Source organism: Cytobacillus sp. SAFR-174, assembly GCF_051964675.1.
Classification (GTDB): domain Bacteria; phylum Bacillota; class Bacilli; order Bacillales; family Cytobacillaceae; genus Cytobacillus.
On sequence record NZ_JBQCMZ010000009.1, the window covers coordinates 133,819 to 160,748 of the forward strand.

A 26,930-nucleotide genomic window follows, 5' to 3' on the forward strand; every position below is an offset into this window, starting at 1 on the left:
AATGATTCATTCAGGTAACTGCATTTACCACTGCCGGACTAACAATCCTGACAGCTTTCCCTTCCGATCTTGGCAGCGTTTTGGGCGGATGGAGAACAAGTCTGATGGTAATAAAGCAGTTTTGTTTCAATGCTTCCTGAATCTTCTTTTTTACGAATTCCTCTTCTCCCATATCCCTATAAAACTCTTCGCTCCATTCAGCATGAAGCTCTAAAACTTTTAAGCTTCCCTTTTTATGCACATGGATCTGATAATGGGGAGCAAGCTCAGGCACCTGAAGAATACACCGTTCAATTTCGGACGGAAAGACGTTTACACCATTAACATTGAGCATATCGTCAATGCGTCCTTTCACACGGCTCATGCGGATCGTGGTTCTCCCGCACGCACATTTTTCTTTAGAAAGGGAGGCAATATCACCAGTACGATAACGGATCACAGGAAAAGCTTCCTTCGTTAAACTGGTAAAAACAAGCTCACCTTCTTCTCCATTTGAAAGCGGTGTCATATTTATCGGATCAATCACCTCCGCATAGAAATGATCCTCTGCAATGTGCAGCCCATCTTGAGCTTCATGGCATTCCATTGCAATACCCGGTCCCATTACTTCACTGAGCCCATAAATATCGCATGCTTTAATTCCAAGCTTAGCTTCGAGAGCTTTCCGCATTTCTTCAGACCAGGGCTCAGCACCAAATATCCCAAACTTTAATGAGGTATTTGCAGGGTCGATTCCCCGCTCCTCCATCTTCTCCGCTAAATTGAGGACATAGGAAGGAGTTCCGCAAATAACTTCCGGCTTAAAGTCCTGTATCAGCATTATTTGTCTCTCGGTATTTCCTCCAGAAACAGGTACGGTTGCCATGCCAAGCTGTTCGCTGCCATAATGGAGTCCCAGTCCGCCGGTAAACAGACCGTATCCATATGCATTATGCAATGTCTGACCAGGTTCGCCTCCTCCTATGGAGATTGCCCTGGCTATCAGATTACTCCACATTTCAATGTCATTCCGGGTGTAGCCCACTACAGTCGGCTTTCCGCTCGTTCCCGAAGAAGCGTGCAGACGCACAATTTCTTTTTTATCCACAGCAAAAAGCCCGAATGGGTAATGTTCCCGTAAATCTGCTTTCACAGTAAAGGGCAGCTTTCGAATATCATCCAGGCCGGTAACGTCTTGAGGTGCAATATTACTTTCCAAAAACTTTTTCCGATAAAAAGGCACATGGTTATATACTCTTTCCACTGTCTGCCTGAGCCGGTCCAGCTGCAATTCCTCTATCCTATCGCGGCTTTCCGTTTCAATATCATGCAGAAACAAGACATGACCTCCCAGAATATTAGGATAATAATTTAATATAACGTTTAAATATCGTTAGATAAAATAAGTGTTATATATTTAACACAAAGATACCGTGTAAACAGGAAAAAGTCAACTTATTTTCTGAAAATTTACTTTTTTATTTTAAAGTTAATAAAAAGACCTAGCCCATATAATAGAGGGCTAGGTAAAATTTCTCAGGACCATTCTTTTAACTTATTGACTATGTTATTTTTCCATTGAGAAATTAAAGGCTCTTCACCTTTTGCTGTTTTCTGTTTCTGCCATTCATTATAGCTTGCTGCAGAAATGAGAATTGAGCCGGCGATTAAAAGGTATGCCCACCAAGGGAGATTCCCCCAATATGGTCTGGTTTGCAGCAGTACATTCAGGAGCAGAACCCCGGAACCTACAAAGAAATAAGACTTTATCCTCCAAAAAGTGCCGGCCAGCATCGAGGTCAGCGAGAGCGTACCGACTATAAGTGCATCATAAACCGTATTACTTGTAAGGCCGTCCTGCACAAGCAGCAAGGATACTGCTATGAGAACTCCCCACTGAATTTTACTGGTCAGCTTTGAGTACTGCCCCTTCAGGACTTTCCTGACAAAAATAATCAGGATGATCCAAGGGAGAACATATGCCTCTCTTATAAAAAGATCCGGTATTTCAATAATCCTTAATACACTATAATATGGCTCCAGTAATACTGCTCCTGCCAGCAATCCAGGGAGCCTATAGTATTTGGATGCCACTCTGCCCTTCTGTAAAAATAAAAATACACTGATCAGGAGTCCAGGGAGAACTTCCGCCCATAGGGAAACCGCTGGAAAAAGATAAGCGGTTAGCAAAAATAGCATGGAAATCATTGTGTAGCTATCCGCTTTTTTGCCCATGAAAATTTTGGCATATACCATTTTGCCAATGAAAACCGCAGCCATGCCGAAGCCAGCGGAAATCACAATTTTCATATCTGGAGCAATACCGTTAATGAATAGGAATTTAAGTACTGCTGCATACAGTAAAAACAATGGAATAGCACCTAATATATCAAGCTGGGTTCTATGCATATATATGATCAACCCTGCTGTATAGATAATAGAAACGATAAAGGGGAGAACTCCAAAGGGATAGGACGCCAGAAAAGCCAATATCCCAATCACAGACCATGGTATAAAAAAGTAAACACTCCTCTGTTTATCCTGAGTTTTACCAGTCATCCAGAATAAGAATACAGCACAGCTGACTGTTAATATGGCATACTCACTATAGCTGTCCCCCAGAATTTGCTCCATACCCGTCAAGATCACCATAAACAAAGTTATAAATGAGCTGTAGAGGAATATCTTTACTTTCCACTCATTAGCAGAAACCTTGAAACTGATCCAATAGACTGCCAGGGTGGCTATAAATGGCCAGATACTGTTTTCCCTATAAAGGAAAAATGTCAGGATCATGGCAAAAGGCATGAAGATATGGCCAATCCAGCTGAACCCTCTTGCCAGGACAACGTCTTTCTTAGAAATATAAAAAGCCGCACCAATCAGGATCCATGCCCCTAAAGGAAATTGGACCCAATTAAAAATTGTAAAGTTAAATGGTAAAGCAATCAAAATCATTAAGTAAGCAAAAAGTGAAATCGATGCTGTCGCAAATGGTATCCAGGTTTGCTTATGGAATTGATACAGGCCAAGGTACATTGCTATACCGCCTATAAAAACTGCTGGTCTCATCCAAACTTCATTGATCGTCAAAGCAGCGGCTGTAAACAGTGAGATTGTATAATATCCCAGCGAAATTAAAAACACGTTTTTGGCTTGAGTTTTGTGCCCTTTCTTAGAAAGAATGACATAAAGGATAAGGAGGGCTATACTTGCCATTACGGTATTCATGGCCATACCCAGCTCATTCTGATAAAAGCTTGAATAACTTCGCAGATGTTCACCATAAAACATAAAGGCAAACCCGATTGACAATGGAATAGCCCAGGGAATCGTCTCTGTATAAAAAATCCGATTTTCAGCCTTATTCATGAGGTACAGGACAAAGCTGAAGATTAATAGCATGGTGCCTGCAGCAAGCCAATCAAGAAGTCCTGAAGCTATCACAGCCGAAAACAGCATAATACTGACAGCCACATCGCGTGAGCTTGATTCCACGACTTTTATTAGCGGATGTTTAAGCAGATACCCGAAACTGATAATAAGCACAAAGCCAATGAAGAAAACAGGTAAAGATAGATTGTTGAACGGGATGGCTTTATCCAGCATAAGAACTGCTTGGAATAGGGAAAAAGCTAAAAATACAGGTGCCAGGTAAGCAAACAGCCTGTTTCCCATAATATTTGCCAAATAGATAAACTGCCCCGCGAGTATTGTATAAGCCAGCAGCAGTGATACAGAGGGTTCCCCGGCCGTTAACAGGATTCCTTCGATTGAAATATAAAGAAAAGCAAGTATCGAAACTGCTGCACTGGTCAGTCTGAAAATCTTCTCCCAGGAATATTGCTTATCCATTACCATAGGAACAAACAGAAAACCAATTCCTGCAAGCGCATAGAAAACCGGGCCAGCTGCATTTAACATACTGTTTTCAATCAGCTGATAGGCACCATAGACAATCAGTAAGCTGAAGACGAAATGAAACTCCGTCCTGCCTGTTACATACACCATTGATAAATAAACGGCTGCAGTCAGCAGGATATTCACACTGTAAAAAACATGGCTATTGAAAAAGACAAGCATCAATAAAGTAGAGATCACTAAATTGATTTGAGCAAAGTAAACCAGTTCTTTCGAAAATAATTTAAGATAGGCATGCTTTTTCATGCGATGAAAGGCTGCGGACAGAAGAGCATTAAAAATCATTAATCCTAGATAGAAACTGTCATTTTCAAGACTGAATGCTGCCAGGATATAACCAGCACAAGCAGTCAGGGCAATAAAAGCAAACCAGACAAAAAGACGGGAACTCAGTTTCTTAGCAAATATACTGTATATTGGAAAGATCAATAAACTTCCAGCCGCTCCGAGTATATAGCGTCCTTCCCCATAAAAGGAAAGATATGGGCCAAGCAGTTCAAACCAGCCGACAGACAAAATGAATATTGGCAAAAATAAACTCCCAAGAACAATGAAAGCAAACGATGTTCTTTCAATTTTCAGCAGCTTTCCGGAAATAAACGCAAAGCCATAGAAAAGAAGGGAAACCACTGCAATGGATGCACTTTTCATGAAATTCGACATTGTCGCCCAGTTGCTTGTTGCCACAAAAAGTCCACCGATCAGGAGCAGGATGACTCCAATATTCAGCAGCCAGGAAATGTTCCTTTCACGGATTTCTTCCTGAGATAACTTCTTTTTCACAGTTTCTTTTGCTGGCAGAATAGGCTTTTGTCTAATTTCTTCTGCAGCTTTTGCAGCCCTAATGTGCTCTCTTTTCAGCTCTTCAAGGTCCTGATAGTACTGATGATGGGCTTTTAGAGTCATTTCATAATGTTCTGGTGAAATATAGTCCTTCTCTTTCAATTTAGTGAGTTCAGCATGAAATATTTCGTGATGATATTTTTCTGTTTGTGGGTTCAAGGGATCCACCTCTTTTAGATAGAATAATATTCGTTTGGTTCTATTAGTGTAATATTACACATTTTGAACGTATAAAGCAATCCCTGTTTTGACACTTATTACTTCTTAAGGAATGTGTATATAATCTTTATTTAATTACAGGAAAAAATGGGTTAATAAGGAAATTCATTCTCAGGTTTGACCTGGATTCTAAGACTACAATTGTTAAACCCCTTGATAGAACAAGCATTTCATCCATCCAATTCCGCTTCAAAAAAACCAAATATTATAGCTAATAACATTCCAAATAACAATTCTATCCGAAAAATATTTTTTACATTATATTATTCTAGAATTAATTATCATATTTGGAGGAACCACCATTGAAAAGACTTAGTATTGTTATAGCATCGATCCTTTTGTTGAGCCTGTTTCCGGCTGTCAGCCTGGCAGCTCCAAGCGATGAGGAAGTGGCTGAATTCCTGAAGGAAACAAATTGGTCTGAAGAAGGCCTGAATGACCACCTGGAATACTTTTGGGATATGAGTATTGAAGATTTCGAGACCATCGAAGAAATGATTGAATATCTTGGTGAGCCTATTACTGAAGAAAACCTTCAGCAGCTGCTGGCTGACTATGGTTTTGAAAATGAGGAGGAATTAACAGCACTGCTCGTTGAGAATGGGGAAATGGAAGCGGCTGATGATGTTCGCGATGTTTTCAAATATATTGATGCATTGGATACAACTGTTTCTTTTTTAACCTATACAGGCACTGAAATTAACGACGAAACTCTAAAGCAGCTATTAAATGACTACGGACTTACAAAAGAGGAGCTCATTTCTCTCCTTGAGGAAAACGATGATTCACTTGAAAACTATGAATTTATTGAGGATCTTGATATCATGGTTTCCATTTATCTGGGCGGCGATGAAATGCCCGGTGAAGACGAAATGACTCAAATACTTGGAGATATAGATCTTACCGATGAAGAACTTGAAGCATTATTTGCACATTTTATGACTTTGGATTTTGAAGATCCAGTATTGCTTGATAAAATGATGGATCTTGAAAACCGGTTAATGGCATTTGGCGAGTTTGACAGTGCCGATGACTTAACAGAAGCAGAAATTGCTGATCTTATCAGCATTATGCAGGAAATGATGAATCTGTTCCAGCTTGATGCCGAGTTTTACCTTGTGAAAGATGGTGAGAAGGTTCATTTAACAACAGCTGAAATGGTTGCTTTAGAAGATACAAAAGACTATGACCTGCTTATAGAGCTTTATAATACACAAGGCCAGTTCCTGGCAGATATGATTATTACAGCTGAGATGTTCAGTTCTGAACTAATAGAAGACACAGTGACCGATTTGAATCAGGCCGAAACGGTAATTAAAAAACAAGATCCTGATAAAGTGAAACAGGTTTCAAAGCATGTAAAAACTGTGAAAGGCGGAAAACTGCCAAACACAGCAGGAAACTATTCTGAAGGAGTTTTAGCTGGCATTGGACTTCTCCTAATAGGGATGGGCATTTTACTCAGACGGAAAGTGAAAGAGGCGTGATAAGAAAACTTACGTTAATAAAAGTTATTGGTCTGGCTTTTATTTTTGGGGGGATTTGGCTTGCCGTCTCAAATCTTATGCCTCTTATGAATAACCAAAAGACTTCAGCCCATACAGCTTCCCCCAGCAGCAATGTAAAAACAGAAGTGAAGGCCGCACAAAAAACGGAGCCTCACAACCTTTACACTGACCGTCCAAAAATGGGCGAAGAAATGGGTGTCTTGTCAATTCCGAAGATATCAGCGGATTTGCCAATCTTTCATGGCACTAATGAAGATGAGCTGGAAAAAGGCGTTGGCCATTATGCAAGCAGCGTCCTTCCTGGAGAAGAAGACAATTCTGTCCTGTCCGGCCACCGGGATACCGTCTTTCGTAAACTTGGAGAAGTAGTAAAAGGCGATCTTCTTGTCGTGAGGACTTCTGCCGGGGAATTTACCTATAAGGTGCGTAAAATCAGAATTGTCGATGCAGACGACAGAACAGTTATTGTTCCTAAACCTAGAGCAACTCTGACTGTAACCACCTGCTACCCTTTTAATTTTATTGGAGATGCACCAAAGAGGTACATTCTGATTGGGGATCTAGTTAGAAAGTAAAAAGCCCGCTAATCAGGCGGGCTTGGGGGGAGGCCGATTCCGGCCTTCCTTTTATTCTGTGATTGTGACTAACTTTACATCAGCGAAATCAAATCGGTGATAGTGACCTTCAGTACATGTCAGTTCAACATACCCTTCCAGATCTTTAATGCTCCCGATTACCTCGGATTTATTTTCTGCTTCAATCTCTTCTGTTACGGTAACGCCTTTTTCAAAAGTATAAATAACCTTAAACGTATTCATGTGTGTAAAACTCTCCTTTCCCTATTTTTGTTCCCATCACTGCAGTGATTAAAACACAAAAATTTTTATTTCAGTTATTTTCCAATATCCAGAATTATAATCTTTCAGTGGAAAGTTAATGGCATTATCTATATAAGGCAATAAAATAGCATGCGCTAGCAATATGATATTCGACAGATATCATCTGATATCAGCATAAAATTGCACTTACCGCCACTATTATTAATAGAGGTCCATTTTTTCGACAACCTTAATTTCACTTAGTGAAAATGATAATGGATTTCTAGTTTACATAACATTATTATAGAAAACTTATTAAATAAAAAAGGAGCCCAGCTATTAAGCGGACTCCTCTTCTCCATTATTCACCTAAATCAACATTATGGTATACACGCTGGACATCTTCCAGGTCTTCAAGGGCATCAATCAGTTTTTCAAATTGCACCTGTGCATCAGCTTCAAGGGTGACTTCATTTTGCGGGAGCATTGTTAATTCAGCAACAGCAAACTCATTGATGCCTGCTGACTTGAATGCTTCCTGAACTGCATGAAACTGATCGGGCTCAGCATATACAATTACCGTATCTTCTTCTTCCAGAATATCACGTGCGTCTACGTCTGCTTCCATTAGGATCTCCAGTACTTCTTCCTCTGATTTGCCTTCAATGCCGATAACAGCGGTTGAGTCGAACATATAGGAAACCGATCCGCTCACACCCATATTTCCGCCATTTTTTCCGAATGCAGCACGTACATTGGAAGCTGTACGATTTACGTTATTCGTTAATGCATCAACAATAATCATGGATCCGCTAGGCCCGAATCCTTCGTAGCGAAGCTCGTCATAGTTTTCTTCCGCTCCGCCTTTTGCTTTTTCTATTGCACGATCAATGATATTTCGTGGCACGTTATATGTTTTTGCACGCTCAAGCACAAATTTCAAGGCCTGGTTTGCTTCCGGATCAGGCTCCCCTTGCTTGGCAACCACATATATCTCAAGTGCAAACTTGGAATAAACACGGCTAGTATTTGCGTCTTTTGATGCTTTTTTTTCCTTGATATTGTTCCATTTACGGCCCATATGTCCCACTCTCTTTCAACTTTGGATCTATGAAATTTTTAAATAGTAATAGGTTCTTCTTTAACCTGAAGAACTCTCACCAGATTATTATACATTAAAACACGGGTCTTTTTCGAGCATTGTTTCATACTAAGCTGCAGGAGACACCTGAGGAGTACAGATGAAAAAAGAGACACGAATATGCCTCTGATCAGCTCAATAGGATTCTTTCTAAAACCTTTTGCACCTGGTGCCCTTCTTTAAAGGATACCAATAAGGCTTTATCTCCTCTTATTGCTTTGAGGAGTTCTGCAGGAAGACTGGTTTCTGGCTCACCAAGCTCTATAATTTCTCCGCTATTTTCAATAGTAGTATGAACCAGAATACTCCAGTTCTGCATATCCAGAGTTCCTTTATCACCAAAAACTTTAAAAGACAGATGTTCTTGCTGCCCGATTCCGGATATTCCGTTAAACACAACCGGAATACCGCCTGGCAGCGTTAATAAAGTCGAAAAGCTTGTTTCACATAATCGTTCATCTTCAGGGTATTCAACAAAAGAATGGACATTGTCCAATTCTCCGAATGCATCGTGAATCATGTGAATAAAATGGGGCGCTACTTCCCTGATAAAGCCTCCCTGTTCCCTGCTTGATATCCAATCGTTCTGCTGCCATTCACGCGGCCATTGCTTAAACTGCAGGTGCAGTTCAACTTTCTTAATCTTACCCAGCTCACCATTATGTATCTTATCCTTAAACAATTTAAAAGCTGGACTGTATGCCATGGGAAAATTCATTGCGTGTATGATCCCGGCATTCACAGCACCTTCACACATTTCCTTGGCCTCTTCAATGGAATTGGCCAGAGGCTTCTCACAAAGCAGATGCTTGCCGCTCTTTATAATATCCATTGCAATTGTATGATGAAATTTTGGCGGAACACCTAAATAGATCAGCTTGATGGTTTCATCCTGAAGTATGTCTAAATAATTGGTATGCATTGTTGTATCCGGCAGCTCAGCTTTAAATTTATCTAGTCGTTCAGCATTTCGATCGCAAAGTGAGGCAATCTCAAACTCCTCATTCTGCCGAAATTGACGGAGTATTCTTTCCCCTACGGCACCCATCCCTATCAATCCAACTTTAATCTTTTCTCTCACATACTTCACCTTCTTATGAAAAATCATGTACTAAGTGAATTATAACGTTAATTGCAAATATTCAAAAGTTTAATTTATCTTACAAGTTCTCAGAGTATGGTTCAAAAATATACCGGCCAATAATTGGATAGAAAAACGTTGTATGGGGATAATAATTTTAATAATACAATCAGGAGGTGCCACCATTGAACCTGGATAAGGATATGCAATTTGAAATCACAAGTACCTTCATGCCAAACCTTAACCGTTCCCAAACACTTAAAATTCTGGAGGTGACCCAGAACAGCGTTGTCATTCAGATGGACAGATCAAATGGCCGAGGAGTTTTTCCGGCAGAAAACTTTCATTATTGGATTAAAAGAGGCTCTCTTATTAAATTGAATGGTCACCATAAAAGAACCTCATAGAGCACTGGCGCCAGTGCTCTTAATTTTTTTTCACATTGCAGCCTATTAAAAGAGGCTGGCTCTACATCCGGAGCCAGCCCTTCTCTTATCGTTCACAAGCATAATTGTCTTTATCTCTATCATGCTTTGAATCATATGCAGGGTGTGTAGATGGCACACCATTTGGATATACCTTTCTCAACTCCGTACAGTTTTTGTAGGACTCTGAACCGCTTTCTGAAGAAGTTGAATTGCCGGCTGTACCGCTGCTGTCATTCGACCCGCTATTAGCGGCACTGCTTGACGAACCGGCTGCAGCTGCAGAATCCAGGTCCCCTTTTGTCGTTCCCTCATCTCCGAGAGCCCATAATCCTTTGTTGGCTTCTCTTGCTTCCCTGCCAAATTCTCTGAAGTATTCACTATATTTAACATCCGGATTGTAGGTGGATGGCTCCGCATAACCATTCAGTACCAAATGGGCATTGAACATTTTTTCACGTATTTCATCTTCGTCCATATCATCCGCCGGAATGTCCAGCCAAATAATTCTCAGGAGGCGGCCATACCGATCTGTGTCCGACACATCCTTTTGCACCCAGACTTTCTTGCCAGTCAGCTCAGATGTGGTAAATTGGCTTGCTTCTTTCCCGTATTCTTCTACTCTTGTTGTTGATTCTGGAGTGTTTACTCCAATCAGGCGGACTTTTCTGCCATCAGAGGTTTCAATTGTGTCACCGTCTACTACTCTGCCAACGGTAACTAATTCCAGGCCCAAGCTCTCTGCAGCCTGCCTTTGTTCCTGTTTTTGCTTTTCAGCCTCTTCCTGCTTCTGTTTTTCTTCCTGTTCTGCTTCTAGCCGAGCTTGCTCCTCAGCTTGCTTTTTTGCTTCCTCTTCTTCAGCCTTCTCTTGGGCAAGCTTTTCGTCTTCAGTTTTTTTCTCTGCTTCATTCTCTTCTGATTGTATTTGTTCCTTCTCAGGCTCATTTACCGTTTCGGTTGCATCGGAATCTGCAGTTGCTAAAAATATGGATAAAATGAAGCCTGCTGCCATAATCCAGCCCGATTTATTAAAATTTATTTTATATTTACGGTGCTGGTTATTTAAATATAAACCAATTAAAAAGATTGCTAACCCAATAAATGCCGCAGGAGCAGCTATGCTCATTAAAAGCATAAACACAATAACAATAGTAATAATAGTTCCTCTTATAACTTTCAAAACTCTTTTTTCTCTCCCCTTTTAAAAATAATCCAAAATAAGCATACCTTTTTTCCTTCCAAATTTAAACACCAATTCGCAAATGAATTGGTGTTTATAAGCCATTAAATAAAATTACTGCTTTTTACCAAAAATCTCTTCCTGCAGTCTTCTGCCGGTAGGCGTTGCAGCGAGTCCTCCCTCAGCTGTTTCCCTTAGTGCTGACGGCATAGATTGCCCGATAAGGAACATTGCGTTAATGACTTCATCACATGGAATTCTGCTCGTAATTCCGGCAAGTGCCATATCTGCAGCTGTCATGGCATTGGATGCACCCATGGCATTCCGCTTTACACATGGAACTTCTACTAGTCCGGCAACTGGATCACATACAAGGCCCAGCATATTCTTAAGTGTAATTGCCATCGCTTCGGCGGCCTGCTTTGGTGTTCCGCCTGCCAGTTCTACGATGGAAGCTGCCGCCATGCCGCTTGCAGACCCGACCTCAGCCTGACATCCTCCAGCTGCACCTGAAATGGAGGCATTGTTTGCCACAACAAAGCCAAAAGCTGCGGAAGTAAACAGGAATTCGATCATTTCCATCCGTGTGGGTTTGAGGACTTCTTTTACAGCGAACAACGTACCCGGCACCACGCCCGCTGAACCTGCTGTCGGTGTGGCACAGATTATACCCATTGCTGCATTAACTTCATTGGTTGCGACTGCTTTGCTGACAGCATCCAATAAAATATTTCCTGATAAAGCCTTTCCGCTCTGAATGTATTTTTGCAGAAGAACTGCATCGCCGCCTGTAAGTCCTGTAACAGATGTTACCCCTTTCAGTCCCCTCTCAACTGCCTGTTCCATGACAGTCAAGTTGCGGTCCATTTTGGCAATAATTTCATCACGTGTTAATCCCGTTACTTCTATCTCCTGCTGAATCATAATTTCAGCTATTTTTACACCTTTATTTTCAGCGAGCTCTACAAGCTCAGCAACATTTCTAAATAACATTAGACTTTCCCTCCTGATGACCAGCTAACTATTAGTCAACCATTCTGATTATTTGCGTTACATTTGGAAGCCCTTCAAGCTCCGTCATCACATCCTGGTCGATCTTCTGATCCACTTCAATAACCATGATGGCCATTTTTCCTTTTTCCTTGCGCGAAACTTCCATATGCCCAATATTGATCTGGTGCTTGGATAAAATATTCGTTACAGCGGAGATAACACCAAACTGATCGTTATGAACAACTAAAATGGCAGGATGCTCCCCGGATAATTTAAGTTCAAAGGAATTCAGTTCAGTTATTTCAATGGTTCCGCCGCCAATGGATATTCCTACAAGTTCAATTTCACGATCACCATCAGTCAGCTTCACTCTTACCGTATTAGGATGGTCTGTAACAGTATCTTCAACTGTAAAAATGACTTCAATCCCAGCTTCTTCAGCTAATTGAAGGGCAGAAGGAATTCGCTCGTCAAAGGTGTCAAAGTCAAGGATACCGCCAACAATCGCCACGTCCGTGCCATGTCCTTTATAGGTTTTTGCAAAAGAACCATATAAGGAAATCTCTGCTTTGGACGGCTGTTTTCCAAAAAGAGTCCGGGCAACACGTCCAATGCGTGCCGCTCCTGCTGTATGAGAGCTTGAAGGACCGATCATAACCGGGCCGATAATATCAAATGCTGATCTGTATTTCATTTTGTATGCCCCTTTACTGTTAAGGTCTATAATTGGATAAAGCTGTAATGATAACAGCATCTATTTTAATAACTACTCTTATTTATGCTCCAGGGCTGCTTCCGGCTGGAGCTCATTTATTGTTCTGATTTTCTGAAGGTAATTATAGATGGTAAATTTCGAAACCCCCAGAACCGATGCGACATAATCAGTTGCCCCTTTAATGAGGAATGTCCCTTTATCTTCAAGCTGGCGTACACATTCAACTTTTTCTTCAAGCGTCATCAATGAAGGTGCCTTCTTAAAGCTCTGAAGAACCTGATCTACCATCTCGTGAATAACATCCTGAACGGAATTAAAAAAGGTTTCCGATTTAGATGAATGTTCATCAAAGCTGATAAATTGTTCAATTTCTCCTCCGAATTGCATGAGCAGACTAATATCATAATTAAGGCATAATGCGCCAATTACTTTATTTTCATCATCCCGGAGAAAAATCGTAGATGATTTCATGACATTTCCTTTTTTGGACTGTGTTTTATAATTCGCAATATCATTTACATCGTTTTTATGTTTGGCTAATTCATTCAATACAAGGTCGGTGATGGGTGACCCGATCTTTCTTTCGGTTATATCTCCTGCTATATGGATAAGCGATTTTTTTAAGTCGCTGAAATCGTGCACGGCCACTTCACAGCGGGAACCAAACATTCGCACAAGCATATCTGCAGTCCGGATCGCCAAATCAAAAACAGGTCTATGGCATTCCTTCAACTTTGTCACTTCCTTTAATGAAATCGCTTTCAATATTATACTACTCTATATTTCTCTTTAATTTCATAATAACATAAAAACAATATAGTTAAAATAAAATTTTAATAGCTACAAAAAAATTGTAATGCACATAAAAAATTGCCGCATATAAATCAGAGGCGGCAATTTTTTATTAAACATTCTTTAGTACAAGGTAAAGCCTGCTGACACGTTCTGTTCGTTCTTCTTCAGAAGCAAGATCAAATTTTTTCAGCAGATGGAAGACCTCATTTAAGATATCCTGTGTATGTTCCTGCTGGAAAAATGCCTGAAACAGCGGGTTCATATCTTCCGGGAGAAAACCTCTCTGCTGTTCAAATTTTTTTTGAACATCTTCCGGAGTATGATCCAATTTACATTCGCTCATTTAAAATACCTCCTGTATGACTGTATACTTATTTTTCGTTAGTATTAATCCTTATTCTATTTTACCTTCTACAGTCCTATTAAAACATATACCTCTTCTGCATCGTTTCTTCAAACATTTCGACTATAATAGAAGTAATTGATTTGAAATGAGTGAGTTCTTTGAAAAAACTTTCTATGAAGCTCGGTCTGCTGTTCCTTCTGATCCTTTTTGGCCTAGAAACAACTATGTTCTTCTTTTTACATAGTACCCTTGTTGAATCACGTGTGGAAGAAGAGCTCATAGCCTTGCAGACACGCGGCAATTCACACCGTGCTATACTCGAAAATCATTTTGATGAAAATACGATTTCCCATGTAGCTCTGATGGAATCTGAAGCCACTACAGATGTAGTTATTACAAATTCAACCAAGGAAATCCTTGGTTCTTCTGTTGATAGCAGTTTGATCCAAAGGTACATAGAAAAGCCGGCTACATCTTCTGATAGGGAGGGCAAAACCATTGGTGACAATTGGAAAGAAGAAGATTATATTTCAACTGTCAGCCCGATTGAACAGGATGGTGTGCTGATTGGCTATGTATATATGTTTCAAGATACAGCCTGGATTCAGTCGTTAATCTCACGCTTAAATGAACAATTTCTAATAGCCGGGTTCATTGCCGTCATTTTTACCATTACGATCATTATCTTTTTATCAAAGGCTCTGGCGAAACCGCTGATTAAAATGAAGGAAGCCACCTCACAAATAAGCAGCGGTGATTTTTCAGTTTCCCTTCCTAAAACCGGTGACGATGAACTTGGGGATTTAGCACGGTCCATCCAGTTATTGGCGGGCGACCTGAATTATCTCAGAGAAGAACGCAGTGAATTTTTATCCAGTATTTCCCACGAACTTCGCACTCCTCTTACTTATATAAAGGGGTATGCGGATATAGTTCAGAAGCGGAACCTGAGCCCGGAAGAGAGAAATCAGTATTTATCGATTATCCTGGAGGAAACCAACCGGCTTTCAGATATGGTTAAAAATCTTTTCGATTTGGCAAAGATTGATAAAAATACCTTTGATATTATAAAAAAACCAATAGACTTGAAGAAATTAATGAATAAAATTGAAACAAAATTTTCTCCGGCTTTCGCTGAAAAAGGCATGCAGCTATCTGTCAGCTGCCGTGAATCAATCATCCTTTCGGCGGATGGATCAAGGCTGGAGCAAATCATATTTAATCTTCTGGATAACGCGATTAAATATTCCTCAGCTGGAGATAAAACAACAGTAGAGGTAAGCAGGACTAAAAAACATGTCATCATCAGAATAAATGATTCCGGAAGAGGAATCTCTGAAGAGGAACTGCCCTTTATCTTTAATCGTTTTTACCGGGTGGATAAATCACGTGCAAGAGCTTTTGGGGGTACAGGTCTTGGACTCGCCATTGTGAAAGAACTTGTCCATGCCCATGGAGGGACTATTTCTGTCTTCAGCAGAGAAGGTGAAGGAACAGAATTTGAAATTGTTTTTAAGGGAGAAACGGAAAGATGAAAACAATACTTTTGGTTGACGATGAAACTAGAATGCTTGATCTAATTTCTCTATACTTAGCGCCGCGCGGCTACAATTGCATAAAATTGACTTCAGGTTCAGATGCCTTGCTTTACTTGGAAACCCATTCTGCAGATCTGGTCCTTTTAGATGTCATGATGCCTGAAATGGATGGATGGAGTGTATGCAAGGAAATAAAAAAATATTGGGATATTCCTATCATCATGCTTACTGCCAAAAGCGAAAAGCCGGACATTGTAAAAGGATTGAACATTGGAGCAGATGATTATATTTTGAAGCCGTTCGATGAAGAGGAATTATCTGCAAGGATTGAAGCGGTTTTAAGAAGAAGCAAAAAAGATGGAAAAACCAAAACCTTTAAAGGGCTGGAACTTAAAGAAGATTCTTTTGAGCTTTCCTATAAAAATAAGGAAATTCTGTTAACTCCAAAAGAGTTTTCAATGTTAAGCCTTTTCCTCTCAAACTTGAACAGAGTATTTTCACGTGAGCATTTAATAGGCTCTGTTTGGGGTTATGGAGTGTCAATCGAAGATCGCACCATTGATTCGCATGTAAGAAATTTACGTGAAAAATTAAGGAAAGCCGGGTTTCCTGCAGATGAGTATCTGACGACTGTCTGGGGTTTAGGCTATAAATGGGCCGGAAAGGATTAATAGATGTTTTCTGATATCATCGAATCGCTTTCAGATGAACCGATATTGGCGGCTTTATTTAGTATATTCATGAACATTGCTGCAGCAATAACTGGATTCCTCCCAAGTGCCTTTATTACGGCTGGAACAGTTGCCGCTTTTGATTTAAAAGCGGGTCTAGTCCTTTTGATCATCGGAGAAGCAGCCGGAGCAATTATAAGTTTTATACTTTATCGCAAAGGAATCACCAAGCTTACTTCCTCTTTTCCTCAGCTTAAGAATAACCAATTTTTTTCTAAGCTTCAGAGTGCGGAAGGTCCAGATGCGTTTTTCATGGTTGTTTTGCTGAGGGTCTTGCCTTTTGTCCCATCAGGTGCAGTCACACTGGCAGCTGCATACAGCAAAATGAGGCTTCTGCCCTTCGGCATTGCCAGCACGATCGGTAAAGTACCTGCACTGTTCATGGAAGCCTTTGCTGTTTCACATATACTAAAATTTGAAAGGGAGCTGCAAATAGCCATTTTTCTCTTAGTTGCGTTCTTCTTTTTAATTTACTATTTATATAAAAATTATAAATTAAGTTAAAGAGCTTATCTTCTGCAGATAAGCTCCTTAACTTTCTATATTATTCAGCAGGAGAAAGCTCGTTTTCTGTTACCCACATGTGATTTTTTACTTCCTGCCCGTCAGCTGTAGTAAAGTCAACCATATAGACAGTTGTTTCCTTCACAGAATCGATTTCGGCAGCTGCTCCTTCCATCCCCTTCATGTGGCTTGCATTTAATGTTACCTCGTCGCCTTCTTTAAATGGTTCCTCCCCTGCATCAGCAATCTCCTCATGAACTACCCATTTATGATTTTTAACTTTTTTTCCGCCAGTGGTTGGTGTATAAGAGACCGTATATACGATTGTATTATATGCACCTGTAATAGTTGCTTCTGCTCCCTCCATCCCCTCCATATGTCCTTCTGTAATAAAGGCTTTGCTTCCAACTTCATATTTAGGGTTTTCAGCTTCCTTTATTCCTTCAGGAACTTCTCCGGAGCTGGAATGATCCATGCCTGAATGGTCTCCTGAATGGCCGCTGCTTTCATTATTCGTTGTGCTCTCTTCTTTGCTGGCACTTTCCTGTCCATTATCCCCGTCATTTCCGCCGCAGGCAGTTAGAGTTAGCGCGGCAGCCAGAGAAACAAACCAAATGGCGAATTTTTTTCTTGATAACATATTCAATTCCTCCTTTTCTTCATGAAGTTAGTATGGCAATAAATTGTGCAGAAATTATGAAACAGGTATACAAATGTCTATTTTAATTAATACTGCCCTGGCAGATGGAAAATATGTACAATATTGCAATAATCCAGGATGAAAACAGACACCCTGCTGGATGTCTGTTTTGTCTGCTAATTTAAGCAGCCATTTTACGGCATTCTTCTGCACACTTAAAGCATGCTTCTGCACAGAGCTGGCAATGATCGTGATCGTGTTTTTTGCACTCATTTCCGCACGCATCGCATATATCTGCACATAGATTGCAAATTTGCTTGACAAAGGGGCTCTCAGACTGCATTGCCTTAGCAGCAAAGGCACAGATATCAGCACACTCCCTGTCCAGGCGAATACATTCTGCCATCATTTTAACATTCTCTTCTTCCAAGCATGCATCATAGCACACATTACAGGCTTTCATACACTCTAAACAAGCTTGGATGCTTCTTCAAAAGATTGGCTGTACATCCTTATCACCCTTTCTTTATATCTTTTCAATGATATTCTACCCTTGCATTTTCTCAGTAAACTCCATACTTTCTGCATATATTTAAGGGTTAAAAAAAAGAGCAGAGAGTAATCTCTCCGCTCCTGAATCTTACTTCTGTACACCAGGCCCATTTCTTTCCTCTTTAAATGGGACCTCTTTCTTAATATATGAATAATCATTCCGGTTGATTGGAACAAATCCTTCCGGCTTATAAAAACGAAGCAGGTCCTTGTAAACAATGTTGTCTGACATTTCAAGCTCTTTTTTCGCCTGATCGGAAAATGGCTTACATGCATTAGCTTCAGCTATTTCTCCAGTATCAGTAAAATAGCAGGTTTCTTCAATTTGGGTATATTCCGGTGAAATAAAGTTGCCGTTTCGGAATGGGACAACTTCACGGTGTTTTGCCGATAACAAATCTGATCCCATTTCAAGATGATTTTTTGTATCAATGCCCAGCAGGTGAAGTAATGTTGGACGCACATCTACCTGTCCGCCGACGTTGTGGACAATGCCGCCTTCCACTCCAGGTACATGTATGAACACTGGCACCCTTTGAAGCTTGGCATATTCGAATGGCGTAATTTCTTTTCCGATCACCTTAGCCATTGCCTCATTATGATTTTCGGAAATTCCGTAATGATCCCCATACAGAACAACTACGGTATGATCATACAATCCGGAATCCTTTAAATCGATAAAGAATTGCTCTAGTGCCTGGTCCATATAATTCGCAGACTGGAAATAGTGATTCACCACATCATTATCTGTTTCTCCTGCAGGAAAGTCAGTATCCCACTCATCCATTTTAAAGGGAAAGTGATTTGAAAGCGTGATGAACTTTGTGTAAAAGGGCTGTGGCAGACTGGTCAGCAATGGCATGGATTCCTTGAAAAACGGCTTATCCTTCAAGCCATAGTTTTTCGTGTTTTCATTGTTCATATCGTAGTACTCTGCATCAAAAAATTTATCATAGCCCATGGTTTTATACATTTCGTTACGATTCCAGAATGTCTTGTAGTTTCCATGGAAAGTTGCTGAAGTATAGCCATGTGGCTTTAAAATAGCAGGTGTGCCATGGAATGTATTTTGCGCTTTTGTTACATAAACGGCTCCCTGTGACATGGGATATAGCGATGTATCCATCATGAACTCGGCATCGGAAGTCTTTCCCTGTCCGGTTTGGTTGACTATATTATCAAAGTAAAATGTCTTGCCGCTATGTGCAAGTGAGTTCAGGAATGGGGTAACTTCTTTTCCATTCAGCTTGTAGTCTATAATAAAAGTCTGCAGTGATTCCATGGATACATAAATAACATTCATGCCCTTGGCTTTTCCGAAGTATTCAGGGTTTGGTGGTGCATATTTTGCTTTAACATAGTTCTCCACTTCAGTCACATCGTTCGTATCCGCAAGAGCTCTCTGGCTGGCAGACTTCGCATTCTGCACTATATCATAAATCGTGAAATTGTATGCTCCCAGGTATTTCACCAAATAATTGCGGTCAAAAGAACGTGTAAGCAGTTCAGGGCGGTCATTCTCGGCCATTCCAAGATTAATGAAGAATACAATGATCCCTGCTGCCATAACAGCCAAAGCTGGTTTACGGGTGATTTTCTTTCCCGGATTGTACCACTTCCTGACTGCCAGAAAAAGAAGCAGCAGTGTATCTGTAAAATAAAAGATATCCCAAGGAGTCATTAACGACAGAGCGCTATCTCCCAGCTGCCCTCCATTTACTTTTGCCTGCATGAGAACAGGAACAGTAATAAAATCGTTAAAGAATCGGTAATAAACGACATTTGCATAAAGCAGGAAGGATAAGAAGAAGTTCAAGCCAATAAGCATGCCGGATTGCCATTTCCCTTTGAAAAACAAAGCCAACCCCAGGAATACCAGTGTAGAACTTAACGGATTCAAAAACAACAGAAATCGCTGTATGTCATTATTAATCCCTAAGTTAAATTCAATGCGATAGGCTCCATATGTTTTTAGCCAAAAAAGGATAACAGTCAGAAAGAATACAGCAAGGCTGCTTTTAGCTAATTTGTCAGGCGATTTGAATAACTTTCTCATTAGTGTGGTTTCACCTCTTAAATTGTACACATGCGAACTTAGCAGCGGCTAAGTTTTTGTTATGTAAAAATTTTGTAGCAGCAGCATTAATAAATGGTGAACGAATGTAAAATAATATAGCACAATTCCAATTCAATGAAAATGGATTTCGCCTTAATATCTTTCGCCTTTTTACCGCAAAAACCAACAATTTTTAATAAAATAACCTGTTGCCCAATATATTTTAATGGTAAAATGAATTTTCCCTTCATAATTTCAATGCTGAAGGAGTATTGATGTTCAAAAGGGCCAAGCTAAAATTAAACATAGTTGGATTGGAGAGTCTTCATGAAAGAACGTCTATTATTTTTTGTTATTGGGATGCTGATCCTGACAATGGGTGTAGCCCTGATTATCAGGTCAAACCTCGGAGCTTCTGCATGGGATGCCCTGGCTGTTGGTGAATCGCAAATGTTTAACTTAACAGTTGGCACCTTTGTTTTTATAAATGGAATCGTGCTTATTTTTATAAATGCCTTTCTAATGAAAAAAAAGCCTGAAGTCCTTGCAGCCATTTCCATTTTGATTATTGGCGCACTGATTGACTTTTGGCTTCTCATCATTTTTGGTGACCTTTCGCCGCAGACATTGGCAATGCAATCGATCATATTATTCGTCGGAATTCTTTCGATGGGAATGGGAGTTGCCATCTATCTTCAGGCTAAATTTCCGGCAAGCCCTATGGATACATTAATGGTAGCCATTCACACCAGATTCGGATTAAACTTAAGGAATTCAAGGATCATCAGCGAGAGCTTTGCTTTGCTGCTTGCGTTTTTATTCAGAGGTGCAATCGGAGTAGGCACAATCGTGGTAACATTGACACTTGGACTTGTAGTACAATTCTTTTACCCGGTTTTCGAAAGAGCGCTCGGAAAAATGCAGGACCCGAAAGGTCCTGTCATTACTAAATAATACGATTACATCCTGCTCAAAGAGCAGGATGTTTTTAACTTCTTAATACTTTAAAATCCTTCCATTCCACTGGCAGCAGAGCCTGATATTTTGCCTGCACATACCTGTCATCCATTAAAACAATCATTCCTGTATCGTCCTCAGAGCGGATCAATCTGCCCCCTGCCTGCAGAACCTTGTTCATACCAGGATAAGTATAGGCATAATCATAGCCGTCTTTTCCTTGCTGATTAAAATAAGCTTTCATAATGTTGCGTTCAAACCCTAACTGTGGAAGCCCTACCCCCACCACGAATACACCGTTCAGCCTATCTCCCTGCAAATCAATTCCCTCTGAAAATATCCCGCCCAGGACGGCGAATCCCAACAGAGTTCCAGAAGGATTTGACTGAAATGCATCCAGAAACTTCTCCCTTTCCCCTTCATCCATTCCAGTCCTTTGAATGATTGTATGTACCGGCAGTTCCTCATCGAGTAACCGACAATAGACATCCTCCATATATTGGTAGGATGGAAAGAAGATCAAGTAATTCCCCTTCTGTTCCTTTAACATGCTCTTAATAGTACTGACGATCGGTCCAATAGACTCTTCCCGGTCGCGATATCTAGTGGAAAGCGGCTGTATGTATACCTTAGCCTGATCTTTTGAGAAAGGGGAAGGAACAGATAAAATAAAATCTTCTTCTTGAAAGCCAAGCATGTCCAAATAATAATTAAGTGGCATTAAGGTAGCTGAAAAAAAGATAGCTGACTTATATCCTTTTCTGGCCTTGTACAGAAGATTAGATGGATCGAGGCAAAATAGCTTGATATTCAGATCATTTCTCTGCTTTTGAATATACGTTACAAACCTTTCATCATACAGTTTACCTATTCTTACGAAGTTCTGGGCAGCAAAAAATACTTCCAGCAATTCCTCATCCGTATTGTTCCTGTTTTGTCCCAGATAGTCTTCGGCATATTGAACAAATTCCTCAAGAACTTCAAAAAGTTCTTCAGGGGGATCCTTTTCTGCGATTTCCTGATTTTCACCACAATTCTTTTTTAATGCAATAAAAATTCCATTAACCTGTTTTGCACTTTTTTGAATCCTTTCATCCTTCCCTTTAAAGCTTCTGCTCAATTGAAGAAAAGATGATTTCTCAAGCGTGCTTGAATACATTTCCCTTCCGCGGTCCACTAGATTATGTGCTTCATCGATCAGGAGCGAAGTTTTCTTTTTCTCCTCTTCCAGCAATCGCTTCAGTGAGACCTTCGGATCGAAAATATAATTATAATCACCAATAATGGTGTCAGCTGCATATGCAGCATCCAATGAAAATTCAAAAGGGCAGACTTTATGCTTCATCGCATATTTTTCAATTGTCGTTCTGGTTATCAAGTTCTCATTTGTCAGGAGGTCAAGTAATGCATTATTAATCCTGTCGTAATACCCATTGGCAAACTCACAGCTGTCTTTATGGCAATTAGTTTCTTCCTTAAAGCAAATTTTGTCCTTGGCCGTGATTGTGACTGATTTAAGATTCAATCCATTTTCCCGCATTAGGTTAATGGCCCCTTCTGCAGCCTGACGGGTAATGGTTTTAGCTGTGGCATAGATGATCCTCTGAATATGTCCTTCCCCAATGGCTTTTAATGCTGGAAAAAGGGTGGAAATGGATTTGCCGATGCCTGTAGGTGCGTTGGCAAATAAGTTTTTCCCTTCAGCAATTGTTTTGTACACTGCCCCTGCAAGTTTCCTTTGGCCATTTCGATAAGCTGGAAAAGGAAAAGTCAGTTCCTGAAGACCTTTTATTAAATCCTTTTGATGCCGAACCCTTAATTCTGCGTAAGGAGAATAGGATTCAAGAAGATGCACTATGAATTCTTCCAGTTCACAAAAAGAATAACTGTGCTGAAATCTTTTCACTTCATCTGTTTTAGCATGTACATAAGTTAATTGAATTGTTATTTTTGAAATATTATGGTCTTTCGCATACATGAAAGCATAGCATTTAGCCTGAGCCCAATGGACAGGATATGCAAATTGATCAATTTCAGATAGTGGGATAGATACAGACTTAATTTCATCAATAATCCGTTCGCTATTATTGATGATAAGCCCGTCACATCTTCCTTCGATCTGAAAGTCGAGATTATTGACGGTTAATGCTGTTTGCAGATACACTTCTTTTTGATCTTCTTCGCCATACAGTTTTTGAATTCTCTGATGAATTCTTGTTCCTTCTAAAAGCGGCACTGCAGAACGGAAGCCTGTTTCAATGCTGCCGCTCTTATATACATATTCAACAAGCGATCTTACAGAAATTTTTATCTTTTTATCCATTGAAACGGCCCCTTAGTTTACTATCACTCCATTATAGCACATACGTTCTGCAGATAAGAAAGATTTGCAAAAGAAGGAAATAACCATTTACAATTTAAGAAGAAGGAAATGGGAGGAGTGTGAACGGAACTGTTCGTTTCTCAGAGCAGCCCATAAAGTTGAAAAAAATTATTTTTTGGACTATCACTGGAGGGTCTTTTATTCTACTGGGTTTTCTCATTTATTTTGCTTCAATGAATTTGATATCAAATAAAGTAATGACAGAAGTTGCCGGCAGCATATCTGAGGATGATCTTGCGATGCTTGCCAATGATCCAAACGTAGAGGCTCTGCTTGGAAACAGTATGGATGATTTAAAAGCTGCAGATCTTCAAAAGACATCATTGCCGATCAAGACAAAAGAAGAAGCGGTAAAGAAGATTTCAGAAAGCTTTTCGATTGATGAAATCAAGCAGAGTGTCTCAAAAGTAAAAGGCGGACTGACTGCTGAAGAACAAAATGAATTATACAGTCTTTTAACTGAAAGATTATCGGATGAAGAATTAACTGCTCTAAAAATCATAGCTGTACAGGAAGCAAATCAGAATCAATAAAGTGAAACTTCAATCAGTGGGGGTTTTCCTAATCCCCCACTGATTGTTAGTTGAGGCCCACAGGACAAGGAAGGCTTCGTCAGCATGAGCATCGCACGACCAAATGCGACAGCTTTTGGGAGGAACTGGGTCACAAAGATGTTGCCACAGGACAAGGAAATCTACGGCAGCGATACATCGCACGACCGAAATCGGCAGCTTTTGGGAGGACGTGGCGTTCTTAGTCTTTGTTCGTTTTCGGCCCTTTACGGGCAGTTTGACCTCCGCCTATCCTCCTTTGATTCCTCTGAGTCCTGAAGTGGGGTATTACTGCCCGTTAGACTGCGATAAATAATTCCAAAGAACTGTTTTTGCGTTATTCGGAAGATTCGGGATATTAGACCAAGCAAGATTCCTTCATTTTCATACGTTAGTATGGAAGGGAGGGATCTATAATGTATCAATTGGCATTATTATATCTTGCATGTATGCTTGCTGGCTACGGCATGACAATGGTACCTGTTTCTGCAGTTATTACTTCAGGTATTGCCAGCTTTTTCACCATTGTCGGCAGTCTGGCTATGATCATCTTTGGTCTTGCCATTCTTTATCTTGGAGTGAAAGCTCTGTTGGGAAAATAGATTTCACGTTGGAAAACACCAGCCCTTAGCAGCTGGTGTTTTCGTTATTTCTACTGCTTAACATGTATTGTCACTCACCGGGCAGCAGCTGTGCTGAGGCAAGTTCAATTCCGTTCAAATAAAAACTCTCTGCAATTACATGCCTTAGCCGGCTTTCAAATTTCTGCTTGGCTTCAAAGTTTGCAACAGGGACCTCTATCAGAAAGTCCATGGCTTTGCTGCGAAAATCAACAAAACGGATATCAGGCGCAGGTTCCATTAAAACTCCTTTTGTTTTCGGCACTTCCAAGTCCACTGCCTCTCTCAGAAGCTTTTCTACTTTCTCAGTATCAGTGCCGTACACTACGCTGATTTGAACCTGGGCAAGCATTTCTGAGCCCGTCCGGTTCTTGATGATCTGTTCTATAAAGTATTGATTTGGCACAATCAGGGTTCCCTCTTTAGCCGTACGGATGATAGTGGATCTGAGACGGATGCTTTCTATTTTACCGATTTTGTTGTTTATCTCAATTACTTCCCCAATTTCAATCGGCCGTTCGAAGAGGATGATAATGCCTGAAATAAAGTTACCGGCAATATTTCGCATCCCGAAACCTATCCCAATACCGAGAACACCCAGTATGGCAGCCGCCGCTGTTAAATCCAGCCCAACCGTTGTCAGGCTGATGGCGAGCGCTGCAACCATGACGGTATAATAGATCATTCTGTTGAATGAATAACCGAGCCCGCGGTCAACTCCATAGAATTCATAAACAGATGTTAATACATATTTGGTGAATACTTTTACGATCCGGTTTGCGAGCGAGACTGTCAAGAACGCTACAATTATTAAATATAGCGTTACATCTACCTCTCCTGCTGTAAACAAGGTATAAAAAAGCCATTTCTCCTTTGAAAAATAATAAAGGAAAAGAATGATGATTCCATAAAAAGCAGCCCAGTTCACGAGTGAAGAAACACCCTGCATGATCCGGTCATTCTGAATCGACTTGCCCCTCCTCTTATTCACCAGTAAGTTAACTGTCCATTTGGCAGCGAGTATCAATCCTGCAAACAATAAAAACAGCAGTACTTCCTGCAAGGTTACATTCTTAAAAAATAGCATCGGCAGCTTCCCTCACCTGTAATATAGTTCATTCTTAAACTATTCCTCTTACATAGATTCTTAAACCGGTGTTTAATACTGTTTAAAAAAAGGAACAGTGAGTAGTAAATACATATATAAGGGTTGGGGTATATGCATGTGGATCAATAAACCTTTTTTTAAATATGCAGCAGGCACCATTTTTGTGTTAATCATCATTTTTCTCCTTGGGAAAATTGATTATTTTTTATGGCCGATCCGTGCTCTAATTGCAACTATTTTCTTCCCTGTATTAATTGCCGGCATTTTTTACTATATACTAAGACCCCTCGTCAGGCTGGTTTCAAGGGCTGTGCCAAAAACAGCGAGCATTCTGCTTATTTTTGCTGCGGTCCTGGGTTTAGGATATTTAGGTTTTAATCTGCTCGGCACAACAATTGGCAGCCAGATAGCAGAAATCAGCGAAAATCTGCCTGCTAAGATGGAAGACTTATCGGATGAAACGGAGAAAGTGGTTGAGGAAAATAATATGGGCACCTTCTCCTATGACCGTGTAAAAAATAAAGTACTGAACTTCCTGGAAACACTTTTATCAGGGGCAGGAGAAAACGTAATGAAAGTTTTTTCTACCATTACAAGTATTGTCACTGTCATCGTTGTTGTACCTTTTATCCTTTTCTACTTCCTTAAGGATGACCACAAGCTCAGGCCTTTTCTTTTAAAATACCTTCCTGACAAACACGAGGAAGAAGGCCAGCGGATTTTGGGGGATATAGACAAGACCTTATTTTCCTATGTAACCGGCCAGTTTATTGTGGCAGTCGTCGATGGCGTGTTAATGTATGCCGGGTATAAGATTATCGGATTGGAATACGCATTGATACTAGCTGTGTTTGCGATGTTCCTGACTGTTGTTCCTTTTCTCGGTCCTGTACTCGGAATCATTCCTGCAATATTCATCGGGTTATTGCAGGGACCGGGAATGGTATTGAAAATTATAATGGTACTGATTTCAGTTCAGCTTCTTGAAAGCAATCTCGTCTCACCTCATGTGATGGGCAAAAGACTTAATCTCCATCCGCTTACAGTCATTATTATCTTAATGGCTGCAGGATCGATTTATGGTTTTATCGGAATCCTGATTGCTATACCTTTTTATTCTGTCATAAAGGTTCTCGTAAAAGACTTCAGAAGGTTTTACCGATTAAGAACAAGGAAAAGCCTCCTATCCGAAGAAATATAAATAAATGGACTGCCGTTAAGGCAGTTCAGACTGTAGACAAACTCGATGAAAAACGAGCTTGTCTGCAGTTTTTTTATTTAGCGTGTAATCGAGGCTGTTGATTTCCGTTCCAGGCGCTTCGCTTT

Annotated in this window: 25 protein-coding genes; 10 read left to right on the top strand and 15 right to left on the bottom strand. The window is 40.3% G+C overall.

Annotated elements, in window-relative coordinates:
* Positions 1 to 10: 10 nt before the first annotated feature.
* Positions 11 to 1,318, bottom strand: coding sequence for a phenylacetate--CoA ligase family protein (locus tag ACTHRG_RS11635; RefSeq protein WP_440231229.1), 1,308 nt, complete (start codon positions 1,316 to 1,318; stop codon positions 11 to 13).
* Positions 1,319 to 1,515: 197 nt separating this feature from the next.
* Entirely contained in the window at positions 1,516 to 4,902 is a 3,387-nt protein-coding gene (locus ACTHRG_RS11640; RefSeq protein WP_440231230.1) for a hypothetical protein, read from the bottom strand.
* Between the two features lie 362 nt (positions 4,903 to 5,264).
* On the opposite strand from ACTHRG_RS11640, the gene ACTHRG_RS11645 reads away from it, so the two are divergent.
* Complete coding sequence (locus ACTHRG_RS11645) at positions 5,265 to 6,449, top strand: processed acidic surface protein (protein ID WP_076256270.1); 1,185 nt, start codon at positions 5,265 to 5,267, stop codon at positions 6,447 to 6,449.
* Positions 6,446 to 7,045 carry a class D sortase gene (locus ACTHRG_RS11650; RefSeq protein ID WP_076256268.1) on the top strand — a complete coding sequence of 200 codons (600 nt, stop codon included), beginning with the start codon at positions 6,446 to 6,448 and terminating at the stop codon, positions 7,043 to 7,045. Before ACTHRG_RS11645 ends, ACTHRG_RS11650 begins: the two co-directional genes overlap by 4 nt.
* Positions 7,046 to 7,096: 51 nt before the next feature.
* Here the strand turns inward: ACTHRG_RS11650 and ACTHRG_RS11655 are convergent, their stop codons facing one another.
* The 3 genes from ACTHRG_RS11655 to ACTHRG_RS11665 all read right to left on the bottom strand — a co-directional run bounded on the left by ACTHRG_RS11655 (position 7,097) and on the right by ACTHRG_RS11665 (position 9,510).
* Positions 7,097 to 7,288: a hypothetical protein gene (locus tag ACTHRG_RS11655; RefSeq protein WP_035332513.1), complete on the bottom strand. Its 192-nt coding sequence runs from the start codon at positions 7,286 to 7,288 to the stop codon at positions 7,097 to 7,099.
* Between the two features lie 361 nt (positions 7,289 to 7,649).
* The gene (locus tag ACTHRG_RS11660; protein WP_048010155.1) at positions 7,650 to 8,369 is read right to left on the bottom strand and encodes a YebC/PmpR family DNA-binding transcriptional regulator; all 720 of its coding nucleotides are present in this window, start codon (positions 8,367 to 8,369) and stop codon (positions 7,650 to 7,652) included.
* Between the two features lie 190 nt (positions 8,370 to 8,559).
* Positions 8,560 to 9,510 carry a Gfo/Idh/MocA family protein gene (locus ACTHRG_RS11665; protein WP_286147688.1) on the bottom strand — a complete coding sequence of 317 codons (951 nt, stop codon included), beginning with the start codon at positions 9,508 to 9,510 and terminating at the stop codon, positions 8,560 to 8,562.
* Between the two features lie 176 nt (positions 9,511 to 9,686).
* Here ACTHRG_RS11665 and ACTHRG_RS11670 point away from each other — a divergent pair, with 176 nt between their 5' ends.
* Positions 9,687 to 9,917, top strand: coding sequence for a hypothetical protein (locus ACTHRG_RS11670; RefSeq protein WP_286147686.1), 231 nt, complete (start codon positions 9,687 to 9,689; stop codon positions 9,915 to 9,917).
* Positions 9,918 to 10,002: 85 nt separating this feature from the next.
* Here the strand turns inward: ACTHRG_RS11670 and ACTHRG_RS11675 are convergent, their stop codons facing one another.
* The 5 genes from ACTHRG_RS11675 to ACTHRG_RS11695 all read right to left on the bottom strand — a co-directional run bounded on the left by ACTHRG_RS11675 (position 10,003) and on the right by ACTHRG_RS11695 (position 13,961).
* Positions 10,003 to 11,115, bottom strand: coding sequence for a thermonuclease family protein (locus ACTHRG_RS11675; protein ID WP_139325589.1), 1,113 nt, complete (start codon positions 11,113 to 11,115; stop codon positions 10,003 to 10,005).
* A 114-nt stretch (positions 11,116 to 11,229) separates the two neighbouring features.
* Positions 11,230 to 12,108, bottom strand: a complete 879-nt coding sequence (sdaAA, locus tag ACTHRG_RS11680; RefSeq protein WP_048010158.1) for an L-serine ammonia-lyase, iron-sulfur-dependent, subunit alpha — start codon at positions 12,106 to 12,108, stop codon at positions 11,230 to 11,232.
* A gap of 31 nt (positions 12,109 to 12,139) precedes the next feature.
* Positions 12,140 to 12,802 (bottom strand): L-serine ammonia-lyase, iron-sulfur-dependent subunit beta, encoded by a 663-nt coding sequence (sdaAB, locus tag ACTHRG_RS11685; protein ID WP_076256264.1) that lies wholly within the window; start codon positions 12,800 to 12,802, stop codon positions 12,140 to 12,142.
* A 78-nt stretch (positions 12,803 to 12,880) separates the two neighbouring features.
* Positions 12,881 to 13,564, bottom strand: a complete 684-nt coding sequence (locus ACTHRG_RS11690) for a helix-turn-helix transcriptional regulator (RefSeq protein WP_286147791.1) — start codon at positions 13,562 to 13,564, stop codon at positions 12,881 to 12,883.
* 163 nt (positions 13,565 to 13,727) lie between these two features.
* Positions 13,728 to 13,961 carry a group-specific protein gene (locus tag ACTHRG_RS11695; protein ID WP_076256260.1) on the bottom strand — a complete coding sequence of 78 codons (234 nt, stop codon included), beginning with the start codon at positions 13,959 to 13,961 and terminating at the stop codon, positions 13,728 to 13,730.
* A gap of 161 nt (positions 13,962 to 14,122) precedes the next feature.
* Here ACTHRG_RS11695 and ACTHRG_RS11700 point away from each other — a divergent pair, with 161 nt between their 5' ends.
* The 3 genes from ACTHRG_RS11700 to ACTHRG_RS11710 are packed head-to-tail and all read left to right on the top strand — an operon-like array spanning position 14,123 to position 16,737.
* Complete coding sequence (locus tag ACTHRG_RS11700; RefSeq protein ID WP_440231232.1) at positions 14,123 to 15,499, top strand: ATP-binding protein; 1,377 nt, start codon at positions 14,123 to 14,125, stop codon at positions 15,497 to 15,499.
* Positions 15,496 to 16,173 carry a response regulator transcription factor gene (locus ACTHRG_RS11705; protein WP_076256257.1) on the top strand — a complete coding sequence of 226 codons (678 nt, stop codon included), beginning with the start codon at positions 15,496 to 15,498 and terminating at the stop codon, positions 16,171 to 16,173. Before ACTHRG_RS11700 ends, ACTHRG_RS11705 begins: the two co-directional genes overlap by 4 nt.
* A gap of 3 nt (positions 16,174 to 16,176) precedes the next feature.
* Positions 16,177 to 16,737 carry a TVP38/TMEM64 family protein gene (locus ACTHRG_RS11710; protein WP_076256255.1) on the top strand — a complete coding sequence of 187 codons (561 nt, stop codon included), beginning with the start codon at positions 16,177 to 16,179 and terminating at the stop codon, positions 16,735 to 16,737.
* 40 nt (positions 16,738 to 16,777) lie between these two features.
* Here the strand turns inward: ACTHRG_RS11710 and ACTHRG_RS11715 are convergent, their stop codons facing one another.
* The 3 genes from ACTHRG_RS11715 to ACTHRG_RS11725 form a co-directional block, all read right to left on the bottom strand.
* On the bottom strand, positions 16,778 to 17,377 hold the full coding sequence (locus ACTHRG_RS11715) for a DUF1541 domain-containing protein (protein WP_440231233.1): 600 nt from the start codon (positions 17,375 to 17,377) through the stop codon (positions 16,778 to 16,780).
* A 181-nt stretch (positions 17,378 to 17,558) separates the two neighbouring features.
* The gene (locus tag ACTHRG_RS11720) at positions 17,559 to 17,840 is read right to left on the bottom strand and encodes a four-helix bundle copper-binding protein (protein WP_440231234.1); all 282 of its coding nucleotides are present in this window, start codon (positions 17,838 to 17,840) and stop codon (positions 17,559 to 17,561) included.
* Positions 17,841 to 18,017: 177 nt separating this feature from the next.
* A complete protein-coding gene (locus tag ACTHRG_RS11725; protein WP_076256252.1) occupies positions 18,018 to 19,985 on the bottom strand; it encodes an LTA synthase family protein in 1,968 nt (655 codons plus the stop codon).
* Positions 19,986 to 20,312: 327 nt separating this feature from the next.
* On the opposite strand from ACTHRG_RS11725, the gene ACTHRG_RS11730 reads away from it, so the two are divergent.
* Positions 20,313 to 20,939, top strand: a complete 627-nt coding sequence (locus tag ACTHRG_RS11730) for a YczE/YyaS/YitT family protein (protein WP_076256250.1) — start codon at positions 20,313 to 20,315, stop codon at positions 20,937 to 20,939.
* Positions 20,940 to 20,973: 34 nt separating this feature from the next.
* On the opposite strand, the gene ACTHRG_RS11735 is transcribed toward ACTHRG_RS11730, so the two are convergent.
* Positions 20,974 to 23,265 (bottom strand): ATP-dependent DNA helicase, encoded by a 2,292-nt coding sequence (locus ACTHRG_RS11735; protein ID WP_076256249.1) that lies wholly within the window; start codon positions 23,263 to 23,265, stop codon positions 20,974 to 20,976.
* Positions 23,266 to 23,423: 158 nt separating this feature from the next.
* Between ACTHRG_RS11735 and ACTHRG_RS11740 the strand changes: the two genes are divergently transcribed.
* Together ACTHRG_RS11740 and ACTHRG_RS11745 are read left to right on the top strand one after the other, a co-directional pair.
* Entirely contained in the window at positions 23,424 to 23,858 is a 435-nt protein-coding gene (locus ACTHRG_RS11740) for a hypothetical protein (RefSeq protein ID WP_076256615.1), read from the top strand.
* Between the two features lie 434 nt (positions 23,859 to 24,292).
* Positions 24,293 to 24,478 carry a hypothetical protein gene (locus tag ACTHRG_RS11745; protein WP_076256247.1) on the top strand — a complete coding sequence of 62 codons (186 nt, stop codon included), beginning with the start codon at positions 24,293 to 24,295 and terminating at the stop codon, positions 24,476 to 24,478.
* 70 nt (positions 24,479 to 24,548) lie between these two features.
* On the opposite strand, the gene ACTHRG_RS11750 is transcribed toward ACTHRG_RS11745, so the two are convergent.
* Positions 24,549 to 25,583, bottom strand: coding sequence for a mechanosensitive ion channel family protein (locus ACTHRG_RS11750; RefSeq protein WP_076256245.1), 1,035 nt, complete (start codon positions 25,581 to 25,583; stop codon positions 24,549 to 24,551).
* A gap of 136 nt (positions 25,584 to 25,719) precedes the next feature.
* On the opposite strand from ACTHRG_RS11750, the gene ACTHRG_RS11755 reads away from it, so the two are divergent.
* Positions 25,720 to 26,805 carry an AI-2E family transporter gene (locus ACTHRG_RS11755; protein ID WP_076256243.1) on the top strand — a complete coding sequence of 362 codons (1,086 nt, stop codon included), beginning with the start codon at positions 25,720 to 25,722 and terminating at the stop codon, positions 26,803 to 26,805.
* The last annotated feature ends 125 nt before the right edge of the window (positions 26,806 to 26,930 follow it).